The organism is Aurantimicrobium minutum (assembly GCF_029894165.1).
GTDB lineage: Bacteria > Actinomycetota > Actinomycetes > Actinomycetales > Microbacteriaceae > Aurantimicrobium > Aurantimicrobium minutum_A.
Genome location: NZ_JARXXU010000001.1, coordinates 103,012 through 121,181 on the forward strand (window position 1 = coordinate 103,012; position 18,170 = coordinate 121,181).

General features: G+C 56.9%; 18 protein-coding genes and 1 tRNA gene. 3 read left to right on the plus strand and 16 right to left on the minus strand.

The annotated features are described in order from the left end of the window. Positions 1-61: 61 nt before the first annotated feature. The 5 genes from M2119_RS00510 to M2119_RS00530 form a co-directional block, all read right to left on the minus strand. A complete protein-coding gene (locus M2119_RS00510; RefSeq protein WP_280803025.1) occupies positions 62-2,350 on the minus strand; it encodes an MMPL family transporter in 2,289 nt (762 codons plus the stop codon). A gap of 46 nt (positions 2,351-2,396) precedes the next feature. Beyond that, positions 2,397-2,472, minus strand: a tRNA-Thr gene (locus M2119_RS00515). A 57-nt stretch (positions 2,473-2,529) separates the two neighbouring features. Beyond that, positions 2,530-3,123 carry a copper resistance CopC family protein gene (locus M2119_RS00520; protein ID WP_280803026.1) on the minus strand — a complete coding sequence of 198 codons (594 nt, stop codon included), beginning with the start codon at positions 3,121-3,123 and terminating at the stop codon, positions 2,530-2,532. Continuing rightward, positions 3,120-4,352 carry a Dyp-type peroxidase gene (locus tag M2119_RS00525; protein WP_280803027.1) on the minus strand — a complete coding sequence of 411 codons (1,233 nt, stop codon included), beginning with the start codon at positions 4,350-4,352 and terminating at the stop codon, positions 3,120-3,122. Before M2119_RS00525 ends, M2119_RS00520 begins: the two co-directional genes overlap by 4 nt. A gap of 30 nt (positions 4,353-4,382) precedes the next feature. Then, positions 4,383-4,937: a copper chaperone PCu(A)C gene (locus M2119_RS00530; protein WP_280803028.1), complete on the minus strand. Its 555-nt coding sequence runs from the start codon at positions 4,935-4,937 to the stop codon at positions 4,383-4,385. An 87-nt stretch (positions 4,938-5,024) separates the two neighbouring features. Here M2119_RS00530 and M2119_RS00535 point away from each other — a divergent pair, with 87 nt between their 5' ends. Next, positions 5,025-5,390 carry a BlaI/MecI/CopY family transcriptional regulator gene (locus tag M2119_RS00535; RefSeq protein ID WP_280803029.1) on the plus strand — a complete coding sequence of 122 codons (366 nt, stop codon included), beginning with the start codon at positions 5,025-5,027 and terminating at the stop codon, positions 5,388-5,390. Between the two features lie 9 nt (positions 5,391-5,399). Continuing rightward, positions 5,400-6,179, plus strand: a complete 780-nt coding sequence (locus tag M2119_RS00540; protein ID WP_280803030.1) for a M56 family metallopeptidase — start codon at positions 5,400-5,402, stop codon at positions 6,177-6,179. On the opposite strand, the gene M2119_RS00545 is transcribed toward M2119_RS00540, so the two are convergent. The 9 genes from M2119_RS00545 to M2119_RS00585 form a co-directional block, all read right to left on the minus strand. After that, positions 6,176-7,690 carry an alpha/beta hydrolase gene (locus tag M2119_RS00545; RefSeq protein WP_280803031.1) on the minus strand — a complete coding sequence of 505 codons (1,515 nt, stop codon included), beginning with the start codon at positions 7,688-7,690 and terminating at the stop codon, positions 6,176-6,178. The two genes, M2119_RS00540 and M2119_RS00545, sit on opposite strands and share 4 nt — an antisense overlap. Beyond that, positions 7,687-8,856, minus strand: a complete 1,170-nt coding sequence (locus tag M2119_RS00550) for a DNA polymerase III subunit delta' (RefSeq protein ID WP_280803032.1) — start codon at positions 8,854-8,856, stop codon at positions 7,687-7,689. Before M2119_RS00550 ends, M2119_RS00545 begins: the two co-directional genes overlap by 4 nt. Positions 8,857-8,902: 46 nt before the next feature. Continuing rightward, complete coding sequence (tmk, locus tag M2119_RS00555) at positions 8,903-9,523, minus strand: dTMP kinase (RefSeq protein ID WP_280803033.1); 621 nt, start codon at positions 9,521-9,523, stop codon at positions 8,903-8,905. Then, positions 9,523-12,360, minus strand: a complete 2,838-nt coding sequence (topA, locus tag M2119_RS00560; RefSeq protein WP_280803034.1) for a type I DNA topoisomerase — start codon at positions 12,358-12,360, stop codon at positions 9,523-9,525. The genes tmk and topA overlap by 1 nt, the downstream gene beginning before the upstream one ends. A 63-nt stretch (positions 12,361-12,423) precedes the next feature. Beyond that, positions 12,424-12,765 carry an Rv3654c family TadE-like protein gene (locus M2119_RS00565; protein WP_280803035.1) on the minus strand — a complete coding sequence of 114 codons (342 nt, stop codon included), beginning with the start codon at positions 12,763-12,765 and terminating at the stop codon, positions 12,424-12,426. Then, entirely contained in the window at positions 12,755-13,093 is a 339-nt protein-coding gene (locus M2119_RS00570; protein ID WP_280803036.1) for a hypothetical protein, read from the minus strand. Before M2119_RS00570 ends, M2119_RS00565 begins: the two co-directional genes overlap by 11 nt. Then, positions 13,071-13,256 (minus strand): DUF4244 domain-containing protein, encoded by a 186-nt coding sequence (locus M2119_RS00575; RefSeq protein ID WP_280803037.1) that lies wholly within the window; start codon positions 13,254-13,256, stop codon positions 13,071-13,073. The genes M2119_RS00570 and M2119_RS00575 overlap by 23 nt, the downstream gene beginning before the upstream one ends. A gap of 75 nt (positions 13,257-13,331) precedes the next feature. Then, positions 13,332-14,261 carry a hypothetical protein gene (locus M2119_RS00580; RefSeq protein WP_280803038.1) on the minus strand — a complete coding sequence of 310 codons (930 nt, stop codon included), beginning with the start codon at positions 14,259-14,261 and terminating at the stop codon, positions 13,332-13,334. Continuing rightward, the gene (locus tag M2119_RS00585) at positions 14,179-15,099 is read right to left on the minus strand and encodes a CpaF family protein (RefSeq protein ID WP_280803039.1); all 921 of its coding nucleotides are present in this window, start codon (positions 15,097-15,099) and stop codon (positions 14,179-14,181) included. The genes M2119_RS00580 and M2119_RS00585 overlap by 83 nt, the downstream gene beginning before the upstream one ends. A 364-nt stretch (positions 15,100-15,463) precedes the next feature. Between M2119_RS00585 and acs the strand changes: the two genes are divergently transcribed. After that, positions 15,464-17,419 (plus strand): acetate--CoA ligase, encoded by a 1,956-nt coding sequence (gene acs, locus M2119_RS00590; RefSeq protein WP_280803040.1) that lies wholly within the window; start codon positions 15,464-15,466, stop codon positions 17,417-17,419. Positions 17,420-17,482: 63 nt separating this feature from the next. Here the strand turns inward: acs and M2119_RS00595 are convergent, their stop codons facing one another. Both M2119_RS00595 and M2119_RS00600 read right to left on the minus strand, forming a co-directional pair. Next, complete coding sequence (locus M2119_RS00595) at positions 17,483-17,953, minus strand: RidA family protein (protein WP_280803041.1); 471 nt, start codon at positions 17,951-17,953, stop codon at positions 17,483-17,485. 24 nt (positions 17,954-17,977) lie between these two features. Beyond that, entirely contained in the window at positions 17,978-18,136 is a 159-nt protein-coding gene (locus M2119_RS00600) for a hypothetical protein (RefSeq protein ID WP_280803042.1), read from the minus strand. Between the last annotated feature and the right edge of the window lie 34 nt (positions 18,137-18,170).

Sequence of the window (18,170 nt, forward strand, 5' to 3'; positions counted from 1 at the left end):
AGACTTGACAGCGCTTAACCAGTGAAGCCCCCGATAATCGGGGGCTTCACTGGTAAGTGCACTACTTCTGAATGCGACCGAGTTTGCTCGGCCACCAGATCTTGGGCCCAATGTCGTATGCCAAAGCGGGAACCAGCAGGGTGCGCACCAGCACGGTGTCAATGATGACACCTACCGACACAATGAAAGCCAGCTGAACCAGGAACAACAGTGGAATAACACCGAGCGCGGCAAAAGTTGCGGCCAAGACCACACCAGCTGAGGTGATCACGCCACCGGTGACGGTGAGACCCTTAAGGATTCCGGGACGGGTGCCCATATTGATGCTCTCTTCTCGAACTCGCGTCATGAGGAAGATGTTGTAGTCAATACCCAGCGCCACGAGGAAGACGAAGCCAAACAGTGGCACGCTCGCATCTGCACCGGGGAAACCAAACACGTTGTTGAAGAAGATTGCTGCAAGACCCATCGTTGCAGCGAAGCTCACCACTACAGTTCCAATCAGAATCAGCGGCGCAATTATCGAACGCAACAGCAACATCAGGATGATGAAGATGACGGCAAGAACGAGCGGGATGATCTTGACCAAGTCAGCTTGAGCTGTCTGGTTAGTGTCGAGGGCGATAGCTGTTTCACCACCGACGAGGACACTGGGGTCCACGCTGATGAGATCGATACGCATGCCCTTCACAACGTCTTCAGCTGCCGACGAGTCTGCCTGGTATTCCAGGGTTGCATTGATGAGGACCTTGCCGTCAACGACCTGGGCAATGGTGTCGATTTCGGGAAGTTCAAATGCGGCAGCGTCACCGGCCATGGCACCTGAGGGGGGACCTGTCATACCACCGGCCGCTCCTGCCGCCGCCATTGCGGCAGCGGCCTCTTCTGCAGCTTTTTCAATTGCGGCGGTGTACGCAGCAGCCATTGCTTCAGCGTCTGGCTGAACTGTCACCTTGGTAATACCCTGGGTGCCTTCAGCTGCCGTGATCACGGCAGCGTAGTTCGCTTCATCGGCAATGATAATGATGGGTGAGCCATCACCAGCGTCAAAGTGTTCGGCCAAAACTTCTTGGCCATCCACGGACTCGATGTTGTCCCCGAGCAGGAACTCGGTCTGAGGAATACCGCTGGCCTTCAGGCCTGGCAGACCCGCAATAGCAGCGAGCAAAAGCAACAGCGTGACGATCCAGGTAGTACGCGGGCGTTTGCCGACGAGGTTACCGATGCCCTTCCACAGGCCACGGACGCCTTCGAGGCCAGGAAGCGTGTTGGCATCAACGGGTGCGAGCTTCTTCTTGCCAGGCTTAGGCATAAAGGGCCAGAAAGCTGCGCGGCCAAAGATCGCCAACAGTGCAGGCAGGAATGTGATGGCAGCCAGGAATGCGAAGCCAATGCCGAATGCGGCAATGGGCCCGAGTGACTTATTGGAGTTGAGGTCAGAGAACAACAGACACAGCAGGGCGGCAATCACGGTCGCTGCCGAGGCGAAAATGGGTTCGAACGATCCGCGGAAGGCGCGACCGATCGCGGTCCACTTGTTCTGCACCTCGAAGAGAGCCTCGCGATATCGCGCCACAAACAACAGGGCGTAGTCGGTGGCTGCACCAATGACCAAAATCGAAAGGATTCCTTGGCTCTGGCCTGACACCTTGATGAGGTCGTTGAGGGCGAGGTAATAAATACCCAGAATGGATCCCGACAGGGCAAAGACCGAGGTCAACAGCACCAGGATGGGCAACAAGAGTGCGCGGTAGACAACCAACAAAATGATGAAGACCGCCAGGAGAGCAACGATAAGCAAGATGCCATCGATGCCCGCAAAACCGGCAACAAAGTCAGCTAACAGACCGCCAGGACCGGTGACATAGGAATCGAATCCGGCGGGTGTCACATCGGCAAGACCCGTGCGCAGATCGGTGATACTCACGTTGAGTTCTTCACCGTTTGCGTCAAAGAACACAAGGTATTCCACGGCCTTATTGTCTTCGGAATAGATCGGACCCAGGACGGACGGTGCTTCACCCTCCACGGTGGGAGCGACACCTTCAGCATCAATGAATACCTGCGTCAGATCTTCAAACTCAGTTTTCTCAGCGTCGGTAATCTCGCCAGACTGCTTGTTGAACAGAACAATGGCAGGGATGTTTTCGGAGTCATTGAACTTGGACTGCCACTGGTTAACCTCGGTGCTTTGAGCACTGGCGGGAAGGAACCCGGCCTGGTCATTCGTGGAAACTTCAGAGATTTTGCCGAAGGTGGGTCCTCCCAGACCCGCGATGACAAACCACACCACGACAAGCACGGTCGGCAACAAAATACGCAACCAGAGTTTTGGGTTCCAGTCCTTCATGTCTTTCCCCTTTGAAAAGCTGTAATACAGACGCACATAAGAGCTATGGGGCCGCCTAGGGGAATTGAACCCCTGACCTATTCTTTACGAGGGAATCGCTCTACCAACTGAGCTAAGGCGGCGTGAACCGCTGTGGAAGCGGAACAGTAGTCAAGCTTAGTAGCTTGCGTGATGCAGTTCTATTTGCTGCCAGCGTTGCGACGACGGCGCACTGCAACGAGGACAAGAACCCCCGCCAGCACGACCGCAGCCGCTGCCAGCCCGCCAAATACCCACTCCACGGTGGAGGTGGTTTCGGCCGCCGTCGTGGTGCGCAGCATGTCATCGGTCACTTCTGTGACGACGGGCTCTTCCTCGAGGGGCACGAACACGAGGGGTTCAGCCGAGGAGTCTTCCACGGTGAATGTAACCTCACCTGAGGCAGGATGCCCATCGACGGACACAATGCGATACGCCGCGGTGTACGTCCCGTTCGGGAGTTCGCCCAAGTTAATCGGAACGGTCATTGTTGCACCGCTTGCATCGAAGGTGGGTGCCCCGAGTTCAATACCGGCACCTTCTGACGAGTTGAGGATCACCTCGGGTGGAAAACTCAGTTCGACAGCCTCTACAAACGTAAACTGGAGTTCAACGACAGGGGTGGTGACCGTGCTGCCGTTTTCGGGAACAGACTGGAACGTGTCACTGTGGGCAGAAGCAGGCCCGACAACCACAACAGACATCACAAGGGCAGCGACAAGGGCACTGAATGCGAGCGGCATTTTACGAATCATGCAAGAAGTCCTTCACCGATATAGCCTCCGGCCTGGCAGCCCGGGGGAAGAGCGAATACAGCTGAGCCTATGGGAGTAGTCCAGGTATTGAGCAAATCAAGATCTGAAAGCCTCTGTTGCACAGGAACATATTGTGTCTTGATATTTGCCATATACGCGGCGAAGAGCAAGCCGGCATTTGTGCGCCCATCGGCGTGAATACCGTCGTCATAGTTCAACGGACGACGAAGGAACTTCTCATGCGGGTTGTCTGTCTTCGCCCGGCGCATATGCGCAAAGGTTGGAATGACATGCAAACCGCTGGCATCCTTGGCCGCCAAATCAGGGGCATCGAATTCGTTTTCCCCCGTCAACGGGGCACCGTTGGATAACTTACGACCCACCGAGAGCTCTTTCGCTCCTTCGTCGAGCTTGTCCCAGGTGTCGAGGTTCATTTCGATCCGACGCAAGACCATGGAGGTTCCCCCGTCAAACCAGGACGGAGATCCGGTAGCCCACACTTGGGCGGCAAATTCGTCTGCACGTCGAGGATTGACAGTTCCGTCAACTTGCCCGAAGAGATTGCGTCCGGTTTGCCCCGCAGGTGCGGTGCCCTGATCACGGGTAAACCCGGATTGTGACCATGCGACCGTGGCAAAGCTGCGGGCGGTGCGGGTGAGTTGTCGCACCGCATGCGACAGCGTGAGCGGATCATCAGAACCCAGTTGAATGAGGAGATCTCCCCCACTGTATTCGGGCTGTAATTTGTCGATCGAGAACGCGGGCAGCTCGGCAAAGCCTGCCGGAGCCTCTGCAGAGAGGCCGAGTTTCTGAAAGAAACCAGGTCCAAAACCAAAAGTGGCCGTCAATCGTGCCGGGTTGGTAGCCAGGTAGGGGTCGTTATCCGGCAGGGCCGCTTCGCCTTGGGTCAACCGCGCCGCATCGTCGGTCAACAGTCGCATCATCCGGCGCACAGTTTCGCGGTCAGTGCCGGGCTTGAGCGTCCACCCCAGAAAGGTGCCAGAGGACTGGGGTGGAGTGTCAATCCCGGCCTGGTGAACGCCGTAGAACGGGACAACCTCAGTTGCACCTGGGGCGACTGCCGGCCCCGTTGTGCCGTTATTGACAGCTGCTGTCACGCCCACAGCCCCCACCGCGAGCGCGCCTGTAGCGACGCCCGCGGTGAGAAGGAAACCTCGACGTGAGACTCGGGAAGAGTCGTCGGTTTTCGGTGGTGTGTGGGGAGACATTGATGTCTTTCTAGCGTACGAAGCTGAGAACTAGTGGTTCATCTCGGTTGAACCTTCGGCATCTGCCTCAGGATCGTAGGTTTCGTTTGCGTTCGCAATTTCACGTGCGACAGCTTCCACATCAAGAGTTGTTCCGTTGGAGAACTCGAGGGTGAGGGTGACGGTGCTTCCCACGGGAATGGGCTTAAGGAGATCCCAATACATGACGTGGTAGCCGCCGGGCTTGAGGGTGACAGATCCCTGTGCGGGAATCACAATTCCACCCTCGGTTTCCTGCATAACCATCTCGCCTGCGGCGTTCTTCACGACTTCGTGGGTTTCCAGGGGCTTCTCAGTGAGGCCTTCAGTGGTGTTGGTGGCACCCACAAGTTCGATGTCCTCATCGGTGGGGTTCTCCAATGTCATGAAGACTCCGGTCATTGCCATTCCGTCCATCAACTCAGGAACAGCCTTAATCCAGACATCGGAAGCGGTGGGAGTCACCGGTGCAGTGACTGCTGGTGCGCATCCCACGAGGGCCAATGCTGCGATCGCCACGGCAACGAGAGAAAGTCCACGTTTTGTTACAGAAGTTGAGGTATTCACTGCAATTCCTTTGTTCAGGTATATTCTACGTAACGTAGAACAATCATGCTATTCTACAAGTCGTAGAAAACACAATCAGGAGATCTCATGCCCTCTAGTCGCAACCGAGGCGAACTCGAATCCGACATCATGAACATCCTGTGGTCGAGTTCGACGCCCCTCACCGCCAAAGAAGTTCAAGCGCGCTTCAGCGACAATGTGCCCGCGATCACCACGCTTATCACCGTCCTGGACCGGATGAAAGCCAAAGGTCAAGTGGTGAAAGAAGCAACCGGCGGTCGCAGCCAAACCTTCGCGGCCGCCCAGAGTCGCATTGATCACGTCACAACTGTGATGAATTCAGCACTCCATAGTGCCGATGACCACGTTGCGGCCCTCATGCATTTTGCCGGAAACCTGTCCGACGAAGACCGAGCATTTCTGCGTCAGGCCATCGACAAAAATAACGGATAGTTTGAACGCATGGAGCTTCGAACAATCGTTGTGTTGATTGCGCTCTATGCCGTCATCTCCCTGACCGCACCCCGGATACTCGCAAACCCCCGCTTGGTCAGCACGAGACCACAACTTGTTCTCATGGTGTGGTTCTTGTCCCGCAGCATTGCCGCCCTGTCCCTTCTGACTGCGTTGATCGCCCTCATAGTTCGTGCACTCGCGCAATACGTGACGGATGACAATTCTGCACGCATCATCGGTCCCATTCTGGAAAACGTGTTTGGGTGGATTGCTGTTGCGGCACTAGGGATTGTGGTGTTCCGCTGCGGTGCAGCTGTCAGTGAGCTGCGTTCACAGAACCGTCAACTCGCCGAACAATTCGCTTCCGTCTCCACGCTCGGCGAGCGCACAGAACTCGATGGGCACCACGTCCTCCTATTCCCGTCTTCGCAGCCACTCCTCATGGCCGTGCCGAGTGCCCAGATCATCATGATGAGCAGCGACCTAGCTCAGAATCTTTCCCCCGAGCTCCGAGTTGCCGCTTTAGCCCACGAACAAGCTCATATCGATCAACGCCATGACCTCCTTCGTTCAGCAGGCGTGCTGGCCATGGCCATTGCTCCCGGTTTTTCTGCAAGTTCACGCATGGCGCAGGCTACGCGCATCACCACCGAGCTCTTGGCCGATGATGCGGCTGCCCGACAAACATCCCCTGCAATTGTTGCTCACGCGTTGGTTGCCGCGTTTGGGGACAGCCCACTCATTGCCGAACGCGTCCAGCGTTTGAGTGCGCGTTCAACCAGCTAACACTGAGGGTCGCGTGCGGGAACAGTCCCGCGCAATAGAAAGCCATCCACTGCGTCATTCACGCAGGAGTTGGACTTGTTATATGCCGTGTGACCTTCGCCGGTGTAGGTGACGAGATGGCCTTTATCCAGCTGGGCGGCGAGTTCCTGAGCCCATCGATAGGGAGTTGCAGGGTCGCCGGTCGTGCCCACCACCAGAATGTCTGCGGAGCCCCGGGCATGCACCTGGGCAGGGGCGAGAACAGCTTCCGCGGGCCACAGTGAGCACAGCTGATCTCCCCATGCGAGGTAGGGACCAATGACAGGGGCTTGCTCCTTTAGGGTGGCGGCATCTGCAGCCCACAGAGCTTTATCTGCCGAGACGGGATAGTCCAGACAATTGATGGCGATGAATGCTTCAGTGGAGTTATCGCTATAGGAACCTGTGGCTGAGCGTTGGTAATACCAATCCACGGAGGTGTAGGCAGGGTCCGCATCTCCCTGCAAGACGGCAGAGAACACGTCAGAGAGGTAATCCCAGGACTGACGGTCATAGAGCGGGCTGATGATGGCCGTGACCATACTGTCTGCTCCGAGCAGTCGACCGTCGGTGGCTTCAAGGGGAGAAATATCCAGTTGAGCGAGCAGTTCTGAGATGCGCTGCACACTCTCGTCGACGCTTCCCTCAAACGGGCAACTGTCTGTGGTCACACACTCGGTCAGATACGCCGTGAGGGCCTTCTCAAAGCCCACTGCCTGCGTCAGCATGACCTCTGAACTGGTCGAGGCAGGATTGAGTGCTCCATCGAGAACCATGCGCCCCACGTTCAGAGGGAAATTTTCTGCATAGATCGCTCCCAGAAGCGTGCCATAGGAATAGCCCAGGTAGTTCAGGCGCGAATCCCCCACCACTGCTCGAAGCATGTCCAGATCATGCGCAGCGCTCAGGGTGTCGACATGAGCGAGGAGATCCCCAGAATTCTCCACGCATGCTGCTGTGTAATTGGCAGATGCCTGCTCACCTTCGGCAAACCATGCATCTGATTCTCGGGGCGTCGGGGTGTATTCGAAGAGGAACTGATCCATCTGAGTGGGATCTGTGTAGCAGGTCACAGAAGTCGATGCCCCGACACCGCGGGGATCAAACCCAATCACGTCGTAGTTCTTTTTCACATCTGCACTAACCGCGTAATCGAGCGAGTTAGCTACAAAGTTCACCCCCGAGGCACCAGGGCCTCCAGGGTTCACGAACAATGAGCCTAACCGGTCCTTGCTCGAAGCCTCATGCTTAACCACTGCCAACGAAATGGTCTCCCCGGTGGGATGAGCCCAGTCCAAAGGTGCCGTCGCCTCGGCGCACTGCATCTGGTCCTCACACTCAGACCAGTCCAGTTCCTGCTCATAAAACGGAAGGAGATCAGCCGCAACGGCTGCAGGGGACTGGGACGGAAGGGGAACGACGGGTGCCGCACAGCCACTGAGCACAAGGGCAACAACCCCCGCTCCAAGACTGAGAAGTGAGAAACGATTCATGCCGCAACGTCAGAGCGGGATGCTCGGATCAACAACGCTTCCATCGCGAGTGCTGGTGCAACGTTGGCATCGATACGTTCACGTGCAACACCAATCGCCTCCATCGTGGCGAGAGTGTCTTCGCTGCTTCTGGCCAGGGCTGCGGCATGAAGTTCCGTGCCGAACTCCACGTTGATGAGATCTTCGCCCATCCCCAGCTGCAGGCGCAAAACATCCCGATAGACCGAGAGTAAATCGACGAGGATCCGGTCTAAACCATCACGCAAGCTCCGGGTTGCCCGGCGCTTCTGCTGTTCCTCAAGTCCTTTGACCTGACTGCGCAGGTTGGAAGGAATAGCATCGCCTTCGGCGATACCCATCGACCGGCGAAGTTGTTCGAGCTCTTTCTCATCGCGTTCCTCCGTGATGGCCTTGGCATCATCGGTGGCGATCTCAATCAGACGCGCAGCAGCCAGAACTGCCTCGCGCACCGTCATAATGCCCAACACAAGTCGAACGGTTTCTTCTCTGCGGGCAGCTGCGTCAGGATTTGTTGCCAAGCGATGAGCCATGCCGATATGAGATTGGGCATGGCGGGCAGCACGTTCAGCAGTGGCGGGATCAACGCCATCTCGGGCCATAATGAGGTCGGCCACGGCACTCACACTGGGGACACGTAAGCGAACAGAGCGAACGCGAGAACGAATGGTGGGGATGAGATCGGCTTCACTCGGTGCACACAATATCCACACCGTGCGCTCGGGAGGTTCTTCAAGAGCTTTGAGGAGAACATTGGAAGTGCGCTCGGCCATACGGTCAGCATCTTCGATCACAATCACGCGATAGCGCGAGACCGCAGGCGAATACTGCGAGCTCTGCACGAGTGCACGCACCTCATCGATCGAGATGATCACACGTTCGGTGGTGAGCGTGGAGAGGTCAGGGTGCGTGCGGGCGGCCACCTGCGTGCAATCCGAGCACGCGCCACAGCCCCCGTCACGACACAATAGCGATGCCGCGAAGGCATACGCCAGGTTGGACCGACCGGAGCCAGGTGGGCCCGTGATCAACCACGAGTGGGTCATTGCTGAGTCATGTGTGGTGGCAGAAGCAAGTTCTGATTGTGATGCAGCACGGAACACATCAATGGCCTCCTGCTGGCCAACGAGTTCATCCCACACGCTCATGCCTCAAGGTTACCGGCAGGAACTGACAGGAAACTTCGAAGATGCTCTAAGAAAGTTCTTGTTGCACACGTGTGCGAATCGCGGAAGCGAGTTCCTCAATCGGCAAGGCGGCATCCAGCACGACAAAACGCTGAGGCTCTGCTGCCGCAAGGGCAAGGAATCCTGCGCGCACGCGGGCGTGAAACTCTGCCTTCTCGTTTTCCAGACGGTCAAATGGCTTATCAGCAGCATCCAAACGGGTGCGTGCCACGGTTTCGTCAAGATCCAGCAGTACCGTGACGTCCGGCAGCAGGCTATCCGTAGCCCACAGGGAGAGGTCGCGAACCTCTGTTGCATTCAGCACACGGCCGGCCCCTTGATAGGCGACCGAAGAATCGAAGTAGCGGTCTTGGATGACAACCTCGCCACGCTCCAGTGCGGGACGCACTAGCGTGGCCACGTGATGTGCTCGGTCCGCGGCATACAACAGTGCTTCTGCGCGGGGGTCGATGTCTCCGCGGTGGTGCAGCACAAGGTTGCGTACCTCGAGGCCTACGTCGGTGCCACCGGGTTCGCGCGTGCGCACAACAGTGCGGCCCTGCTCCGTGAGCCACTCGGCGAGCAGGCTCGCTTGAGTGGACTTACCCGAGCCATCTCCACCCTCAAAGGTGATGAAAAGACCGGACATTACTCAGCGCTGGCCTTGGACGACACACCTGACTTGCCCAGAGTGGTAGCTGCCTTCTTGGCACCAGCTTTCTTCACCACAATGGTGTCGCCAACCTTCTTGGTAGCCTTCTTCGCTGCAGGCTTCTTCGCTGCAGGCTTCTTAGCGGGAGCCTTCTTACGAACGACGGGTCCCTTGGCGCGCTTGATAGCCAAGAGCTCTATCGCGCGATCAAAGTCAATCTCTTCAGGAACTTCACCGCGGGGAATGGTGGCGTTGGTTGTTCCGTCGGTGACATAGGGACCGAAACGGCCGTCCTTGATCTTGATGGGCTTGCCGCTTTCAGGATCGGCGTCGAATTCCTTGATTGCACTTGCGGCTTTGCGTGCACCGTATTTGGGCTGTGCAAAAAGTTCAAGTGCTCCGGCAAGATCGATGCCGAAGATATGGTCTTCGCTTTCGAGAGATCGGGTGTCGGTACCCTTCTTGAGATAGGCGCCGTAGCGACCATTCTGCGAGGTAATCATCTCGCCAGATTCAGGATCTGCACCCACTTCACGAGGAAGGTTGAGCAGCTTCAGAGCAGTTTCGAGATCCACGGTTCCGGGATCCATGCTCTTGAACAGCGAGGCAGTGCGTGGCTTCACAACGACTGCCTTGGCCACGCGCTTCTTTTTCTTGACCTCGACAACCTCGCCAGTGGCGGGATCAATCTCTGCCTCATCGAGAGCGACCTCGGGTTCAGGCTCGAGCTCGGTGACATAGGGGCCGAAACGGCCGTCTTTGGAGACGACTGTCTTGCCGTTATCGGGGTTCACACCGAGCACACGATCGGTGACGATAGGAGCATCGATGAGCTCCTGAACCTTCGCTGGGGTGAGCTCATCTGGAGCCATCTCCAGAGGAATGTTCACGATGCGTGGCTTGTCATCCTCACCTGTAGCAGGATCGGTCACCTCGATGTAGGGGCCATACTTGCCCACACGAATGGCTGCCCCGTTTTCTCCAATGCGGAAGGTGTTGAGTTCACGAGGATCGATGTCCCCAATGTTGTCCAGAATCTCGCGCAGACCGTGGTGTCCTGGTTCGCCGAAGTAGAACTTCTTCAGCCACTGTGAACCGGTTCCCTCGCCGCCGGCAATCTTGTCGAGGTCTTCTTCCATCTCTGCGGTGAAGGCGTAGTCGACGAGGTCGGTGTAGTGCTCTTGCATGAGGCGAACAATGGAGAACGCGACCCAGGCCGGGACAAAAGCGGAACCCTTGGGGGTTACATATCCGCGATCCACAATCAGACCCAGAATCGATGCGTAGGTCGAGGGGCGGCCAATGCCGAGCTCTTCGAGCTTCTTCACCAGGGTGGCTTCGGTGTAACGGGGAGGAGGCGTCGTGTCGTGGCCTTTGGCTTCAACATCAGCCAGCACAAGCACCTGGCCTTCGGTCATGATGGGAAGCTTGGCTTCGGCCTGAGCATCCTGCGCATTGCGCTCTTCGTCCGTGCTCTCCTCGTAGGCATTGAGGAATCCACGGTAGGTGATGACGGTGCCGCTGGCGGTGAACTCTGCAATCTGGCCTGTAGCTGGAGTTGCCTTCACGGTGACCGTTGCCGTTTGACCTTTGGCGTCTGCCATTTGGGACGCGACCGTGCGCTTCCAGATGAGGTCGTATAGCTTCCATTCGTTTCCACGAAGGACGTTCTGCAATTCAGCAGGGGTCTGGAAAGTTTCACCCGCGGGGCGGATAGCCTCGTGCGCTTCTTGGGCATTCTTGCTCTTGCCCGAGTATTGACGGGGTGCATCAGGAATCTGGTCTGCACCATAGAGAACGGTGGCCTGCGTGCGAGCCGCAGCAATCGCCTGACCGGAGAGGGACGGCGAGTCAGTACGCATGTAGGTGATGTACCCGTTCTCATACAGGCCTTGTGCAACGCTCATGGTCTGCTTCGAAGAGAACTTCAGCTTGCGGGCTGCTTCCTGCTGCAGAGTCGATGTAGTGAAAGGGGCTGCGGGACGACGGGTGTAGGGCTTAGTTTCTAAACCGGCTACCACGATCTCGGTGCTTGCCTCACGAAGTGCTGCAGCAAGTGCCGTAGCCGCAGCTTCGCTGAGAAGCGATGCTTTGCTGGTGAGCTGACCGTTGTCGTCAAAGTCTTTACCGGACGCAATGGCCTGGCCGTCGATACGAACGAGCTTCGCTTCGAACTGGGTGGTGGCTTCTGCAGATGTTCCGAGGTTTGCCAGGAGATCCCAGTAGTTGGCCGACGTAAACGCCATGCGTTCACGTTCACGGTCAACGACCAAACGCAACGCGACGGTCTGTACACGACCAGCAGAGGTTCCAGGCCCCACGCGGCGACGCATCACGTCCGACATTTCCCAACCATAGAGACGGTCGAGGATACGACGGGTTTCCTGGGCGTCTACCAGGGCTGTATCAAGCTCACGCGTGTTTGCTTGCGCTGCTTGAATTGCTTCTTTGGTGATTTCGTGGAACACCATGCGGTGGACAGGAACTTTGGGCTTGAGCACTTGGAGCAAGTGCCACGAGATCGCTTCACCTTCGCGGTCCTCATCCGTTGCGAGGTACAGCTCATCGGCATCTTTGAGGGCCTTCTTCAGTTCCGCAACAGTTTTCTTACTGTTTTCACTGACCACGTAATAGGGCTCGAAGTTATCTTCAACGTTGACGGCAAACTTGCCGAACGGACCTTTCTTCATGTCCACAGGCAGCTCGCTGGGCTTCGGCAAGTCACGGATGTGACCGACAGAAGCGAGTACCTCATAGTCTTCGCCCAGATACTTGCCAATAGTTTTGGCTTTTGCTGGTGACTCTACGATGACGAGCTTTTTAGTGCTGGACAAGCATTCCTCCGAATATGTGGTGTTCCCAAGAGGTCAAGATACACGGCAAATCGTGTTCGTCAATCATCGACGCAAATTTTGGGGTCCTGCCTTGGCTCGGATTTCTACCTCAATTCCCAGCACGGTGACCCCGAGGGTCACTCGAGAAATGAGATGGGAGATGGTGCAGGAATGGAGTGAATAGTTATTTTTCTTGGCGAGTCTTTCCACCCGATCGCAGGGGTATCCCGCGATGCGGCCGGAAGCTGCATCGGCCGCTTCCAGAGCTGCGGTGTCGGTGAGCGATTGTGCACGGTCCAATTCGATAAATACGGCAGCTGCACTGAAAAATACTGAGCTCAGGGCGAGCACGCCACCAACCAGAATCAAGGTTCCTGCAGCACCCGAGCCGTCATCACTGCGCATTCTGGGCACATTCTTTAACTCTCACTTCAGGGATCACGAGGGCAAGAGGACCAGGACCTAATTCTTGAGAAATATGAACACAAACAATTTCTCCCTGGCGCACCTCGCTTGCGTGAGCTGAAGAATTTGCCTGAGCAAGAAAATTTTCTACCACCGAAAAGTCTGTGCCGCGAGAGAGATCCCGCACAGCCTGTCTCGCCAGAGACGCATTGGAGAGCTGGAGACCCACAGCAACAAGGGCTTGGAGTACGAAACTCACCACCACCATGATGGCCGGGAGCACCATGGCCAACTCAGCCGTGACGCTACCCTCCGAACGTGAGAGCACGGCGCACCATATCTAACAGGATCTGTTTGACTTCATCACCTTTGAGAATCGCAACGAGCAATCCGGCGAATCCCACAGCCGCCATCGTGGCGATGGCATATTCCGCCGTGGCAGCTCCGGTGTCATCTCGACAAAGTCGTGTGAGGAGTGAGCGTGTATTCATGTGTGGTCCTTTCCGAACACCAGTTCACCCCCTGGTTACGACCTAGAACCGCACCTCTGTATAAGAGGTGCAGAACTAGCTCGTGGCCAGCACTGTGGAGGAGATGATGCCCACCACAATCGGAACAACACCGACTGCGATGAACGCCGGCAGAATGCACAGGCCCAGCGGAAGCATGAGGGACACAGAGAGCTTTTCCGTGCGCTCGTGCGCTTGATCTCTGGCAGCACTTCGTTCGTGCTGTGCGACGCTTCGAAGCAGGGAATATAACGAGACTCCTGTGGCCCGCGCCAATGAAATGTACTCGTCACACTGCCGAAGCTCATTCTGAGCGTGGATCGAGGTAGTGGAGTATTCGCTAGAAATCTCTCCTGCAGCGTCCCGGGCTTGTGCCAGCGAACATCCTGCCCGGAGTAACAGTGCCATCACTTCTGCGGGCATCCCCCGCGCCCATTCCCACTGCTGAGCGCCCCGAACCATGCGTGCAGACCATCTCGACGCAAGCCACACCATTCCCGCTGCGAAAAGCACCATCACCCACCCCAGAGGGTTCAACAGCAGGAATGTCACCGGGCTGTACCCGGTGACAACAGCCGCGAAAACTGCTACCAGAGGCAAAGTCATCACGACACGAGTTGCAGCCTGAGGCCCGGCCAGGTGCACCCGAGCAATACGGGCATTCTCTGCCGCGGCGTCTAATGCCTCTGCGCAGGTTTTCAACAGCTGGGCTGGGGGCGCTCCCGTTTGTTTCACAAGATTCCAGATCGTCACCAGAAAGGCATGTGGGCTTGCCCGAACTGCGTCGTGAAGTGTAAGCCCGGTATACCCCGTCGTGTAGCTCACGGCGTCTGCCGAATTCAGTCCTGCCTCCAACAAGACTGCCAGCATGCGAGCCTGGGCGGCCACTGTGCTGAGTTCACTTCTATCCGCAGTCCGTGAGCGAGGCAACCACGAGCTGACCTTGTTCTTGAGTGAATTCACCCAGTTGAATACGACGGGAACCATCCTCACTCCGTTCAATATGTACGACAAGATCGCACGCCCCTTGCACCGCGGCATTCACAAGTTCTGCATTCATCCCCGCCATGAAACCCAACAGTCCCAGACGCGCAGGTATCTCGTCCAAAGAATTTGCGTGCAGCGTCATGCCCCCACCGCGGTGTCCGGTATTCAGCGCCGCCAGCAGCGGTGCGATTTCTCCTCCTCGACATTCGCCCAGCACCAGTCGATCGGCACGCATGCGTAGAGCTTGAGGTACCAGCATCTCGACTGAGACACCGCCGACCCCCTCAATGTTGGGTTGCTGGGCTTCCAGACAAACCACGTGGGGGTGAGAAATCTGAAGTTCGGCCACATCCTCGAGAACGACAATGCGCTCATGTGATGGCACATGCGAGAGAAGCACAGATAACAGAGACGTTTTCCCTGCGCCGGACGCACCGGTGATGAGCAGTGTCTGCTTCTGTTCAACTGCTGCCTTCAACCGACGTGCCTGCACCTGTGTGAGCATCTGCGATTCTCGAAGAGATTCCCAGGTCACGAGATGCCGCCGTGAAATGCGGATGGAGAGAACGGTCCCCGAACTGGCCACCGGGGAAAGAACTGCGTGGACACGAATTCCACCGGTGAGGCGGACATCCATATAAGGATGTGCAAGATCGAGATGACGCCCGCCTAAGCCAATCAATTCGCTGGCAAGTTCTCGAACAAGGCTTTCCGAGCAGTGCAGCACTGGTTCCTGTTCTAGCCCACGCCCTCGATCACACCAGATCCCTGTGGATGCCGACAGCAAAATATCGGTGACGGCGGGGTCTGCCACCAACTCTTCAATTCGCTCTCGCATGGGCACACGCTAGGCAAAAGGGGCAACTTTTCAGGAATTTTTCCCTACCCTGCGGCCCTTTTGTACCCCTTTTTGAGCTGTGGGGACAACTTTCAGAATGCGCCACCACGCACCTTAACAGAGGAAGGCGACACCAGTTGGGGGGAACGGTGCCGCCTTCGTGGCGCCAGATTGGGGGAATCGGCGGCGCCACCAGTCAGATACGAAGCTCTGAACTATTCGAGTGTAAGGCATAAATCCCTGAAATATCTTGTACCCCGAGTCTAAATTCTCACTTTGTATACAAAGTGCCTATTAAGTACTACTCTCAGTACAGACTTTCAATAGTTCAATAGTCACCGCCCGATGAAGTGAGGTGCTCGAGATGAGCAACAATATTGACAACTTGATGCATGAAGATCGTCGCTTCCCTCCCCGCGACGAATTCATTGCTCAGGCAATCGGCACTGCCGATTTGTATACCGACTCCGCTGCAGACCGCTTAGGTTTCTGGGATTCACAGGCAAAACAGCTCCTGCACTGGCACAAGCCCTTTACCCGCGTGCTGGACTGGAGCGATGCTCCCGTCGCCAAGTGGTTTGACGATGGCGAACTCAACGTGGCTTACAACTGTCTCGATCGTCATGTAATTGCCGGTCACGGAGACCGTGTTGCTCTCTACGGCGAGGGTGAGCCCGGAGACCAACGTGTATACACATACAGCGAATTGACAGCAGAAGTTAAGCGTGTAGCAAATGTATTTCTTTCACTGGGCGTAAATGCCGGTGACCGCATTGCCATTTACATGCCCATGATTCCCGAAGCCGTCATTGCCATGTTGGCCTCCGCACGCATCGGCGCAGTGCACACCGTTGTCTTCGGTGGCTTCAGCTCCGACTCGCTGCGCAGCCGTATTGATGACGCTCAGGCCAAACTCGTGATCACCGCAGACGGCGGATGGCGCAAGGGGAAAGTATTCCCACTCAAACCAACTGTTGATGCCGCACTGGACGCACACGGTGGCGGAAGCACCGTCACGAATGTGCTCGTGGTCAAGCGTGGCGAAAACGAGGTCGAATGGACTGCGGGTCGGGACCTGTGGTGGGACGAAGCACAAGCCGGAGTAGATGCTGAGCATGTAGCGCAGCCCTTCCCCTCTGAGCACCCCTTGTTCATTCTGTACACCTCGGGCACGACCGGAAAGCCTAAGGGCATTTTGCACACTACCGGCGGGTACCTCACACAGGCAGCCTTCACGCATAAGAATGTGTTTGACCTTCACCCCGAGACCGATGTCTACTGGTGCACCGCTGATGTGGGCTGGATCACGGGACACTCCTACGTTGTGTATGGCCCCCTTGCCAATGGTGCGACGCAGGTTGTCTATGAGGGAACTCCCGATGCACCACATCCTGGTCGCTGGTGGGAAATCATTGAGAAGTACAAGGTCACCATTCTCTACACCGCTCCCACGGCCATCCGCTCCTTCATGAAACTCGGTCGAGAGATCCCTGGAAAGTTCGACCTTTCCAGCATTCGACTACTCGGCTCTGTGGGCGAACCCATCAACCCTGAGGCCTGGATTTGGTACCACGACATCATCGGCGGTGGCAAAGCCCCAATCGTGGACACCTGGTGGCAGACCGAAACCGGGGCAATCATGATTGCTGCCCTTCCGGGCGTCACCACCCTCAAGCCGGGTTCCGCTCAGGTCCCCATTCCTGGAGTAGTCATCGACATTGTGGATGAAAAGGGTGTCTCTCAGGGAAAGAACTCTGGTGGCCTGCTGGTGATCTCAGAGCCATGGCCTGCCATGCTCCGTGGCATCTGGGGTGACCCTGCACGATTCCAGGAAACCTACTGGGAAAAGTTCGGAGACAAGTACTTCGCCGGTGACGGCGCCCGGTATGACCGCGATGGTGACATTTGGCTACTGGGACGCGTCGACGATGTGATGAACGTCTCTGGTCACCGCCTGTCTACTGCCGAGATCGAGTCTGCTCTCGTGGGTAACCAGATTGTGGCGGAAGCTGCAGTGGTTGGTGCCGCGGATGAAACCACGGGACAAGCAGTGGTTGCCTTCGTGATTCTGAAGAAGAGCCACGTGGACGACCAGACCCCGGCAGAAGCCAGCGCCCTCTTGCGCAAGCATGTCGCCGACCAGATTGGTGCGATTGCTCGCCCCTCCAAGGTCTACATCGTGGAAGAGCTGCCCAAGACGCGCTCTGGCAAAATCATGCGCCGACTTCTCCAAGACGTCGCCGAGGGCCGCGAAATAGGCGACACCACAACCCTGACCGACACGGGCGTGCTCAGCATCATCAGTGCACAGGTTCACTAAATCGAAGCATGAACGCAAGAACCCCGGGCCGAAAGGACCCGGGGTTCTTGCGTTGCGTCAGGACTACCTGAAGGAAACGGTGATTTCTACTTCAACCGGTGCATCCAGGGGAAGCACAGCGACGCCCACAGCCGAGCGGGCGTGAACACCTGCGTCGCCGAAGATGTCACCCAGGACCTCGGAGGCACCATTGATCACTCCAGGCTGACCGGAGAAACCGGGATCGCTCGCGACGAAACCAACAACCTTCACTACGCGAGTAACGCGATTGAGGTCTCCGAGAACACTCTTCACTGCAGCGAGCGCGTTGAGCGCGCAGATGCGGGCGTAGTCCTTGGCATCGGATGCGGGGATGAGGCCGTGACCTTCACCCACCTTGCCGGTGGCAGGAAGCGCACCGGAGACCATGGGCAACTGACCAGATGTGAAGACGAGGTCGCCGTGGATCACAGCGGGGGTATAGGCGGCTACGGGGGGCACGAGATCGGGGATATCGATACCGAGTTCGGCCAGACGTGCGTCAATGTTCGACATGAGTTTTCCTTAACTTAGAGGCTTTTACGCGAGGGGACGTTTGAGGTAAGCGACAAGTCCACCTTCGGGGCCGGTCACGATCTGCACAAGTTCCCAGCCCTCTGAACCCCAGGTATTCAAAATAGCGGTGGTGTTGTGAATAAGCAGCGGGGTGGTGATGTACTCCCACTTTGTGTCGGCCATGGTTCTCCATTCGGTAATTTCTCAGTAATTCCGG

Bases quoted from the DNA above. Each gene is read 5' to 3' on its own strand.
- M2119_RS00520 (WP_280803026.1), bottom strand. From the start codon at position 3,123: ATGATTCGTAAAATGCCGCTCGCATTCAGTGCCCTTGTCGCTGCCCTT.
- M2119_RS00545 (WP_280803031.1), bottom strand. From the start codon at position 7,690: ATGAATCGTTTCTCACTTCTCAGTCTTGGAGCGGGGGTTGTTGCCCTT.
- M2119_RS00575 (WP_280803037.1), bottom strand. From the start codon at position 13,256: ATGAATACACGCTCACTCCTCACACGACTTTGTCGAGATGACACCGGA.
- M2119_RS00510 (WP_280803025.1), bottom strand. From the start codon at position 2,350: ATGAAGGACTGGAACCCAAAACTCTGGTTGCGTATTTTGTTGCCGACC.
- M2119_RS00550 (WP_280803032.1), bottom strand. From the start codon at position 8,856: ATGAGCGTGTGGGATGAACTCGTTGGCCAGCAGGAGGCCATTGATGTG.
- M2119_RS00540 (WP_280803030.1), top strand. From the start codon at position 5,400: ATGGAGCTTCGAACAATCGTTGTGTTGATTGCGCTCTATGCCGTCATC.
- M2119_RS00600 (WP_280803042.1), bottom strand. From the start codon at position 18,136: ATGGCCGACACAAAGTGGGAGTACATCACCACCCCGCTGCTTATTCAC.
- M2119_RS00595 (WP_280803041.1), bottom strand. From the start codon at position 17,953: ATGTCGAACATTGACGCACGTCTGGCCGAACTCGGTATCGATATCCCC.
- M2119_RS00525 (WP_280803027.1), bottom strand. From the start codon at position 4,352: ATGTCTCCCCACACACCACCGAAAACCGACGACTCTTCCCGAGTCTCA.
- M2119_RS00565 (WP_280803035.1), bottom strand. From the start codon at position 12,765: ATGCGCAGTGATGACGGCTCGGGTGCTGCAGGAACCTTGATTCTGGTT.
- M2119_RS00580 (WP_280803038.1), bottom strand. From the start codon at position 14,261: ATGGTTCCCGTCGTATTCAACTGGGTGAATTCACTCAAGAACAAGGTC.
- M2119_RS00585 (WP_280803039.1), bottom strand. From the start codon at position 15,099: ATGCGAGAGCGAATTGAAGAGTTGGTGGCAGACCCCGCCGTCACCGAT.
- tmk (WP_280803033.1), bottom strand. From the start codon at position 9,523: ATGTCCGGTCTTTTCATCACCTTTGAGGGTGGAGATGGCTCGGGTAAG.
- M2119_RS00535 (WP_280803029.1), top strand. From the start codon at position 5,025: ATGCCCTCTAGTCGCAACCGAGGCGAACTCGAATCCGACATCATGAAC.
- acs (WP_280803040.1), top strand. From the start codon at position 15,464: ATGAGCAACAATATTGACAACTTGATGCATGAAGATCGTCGCTTCCCT.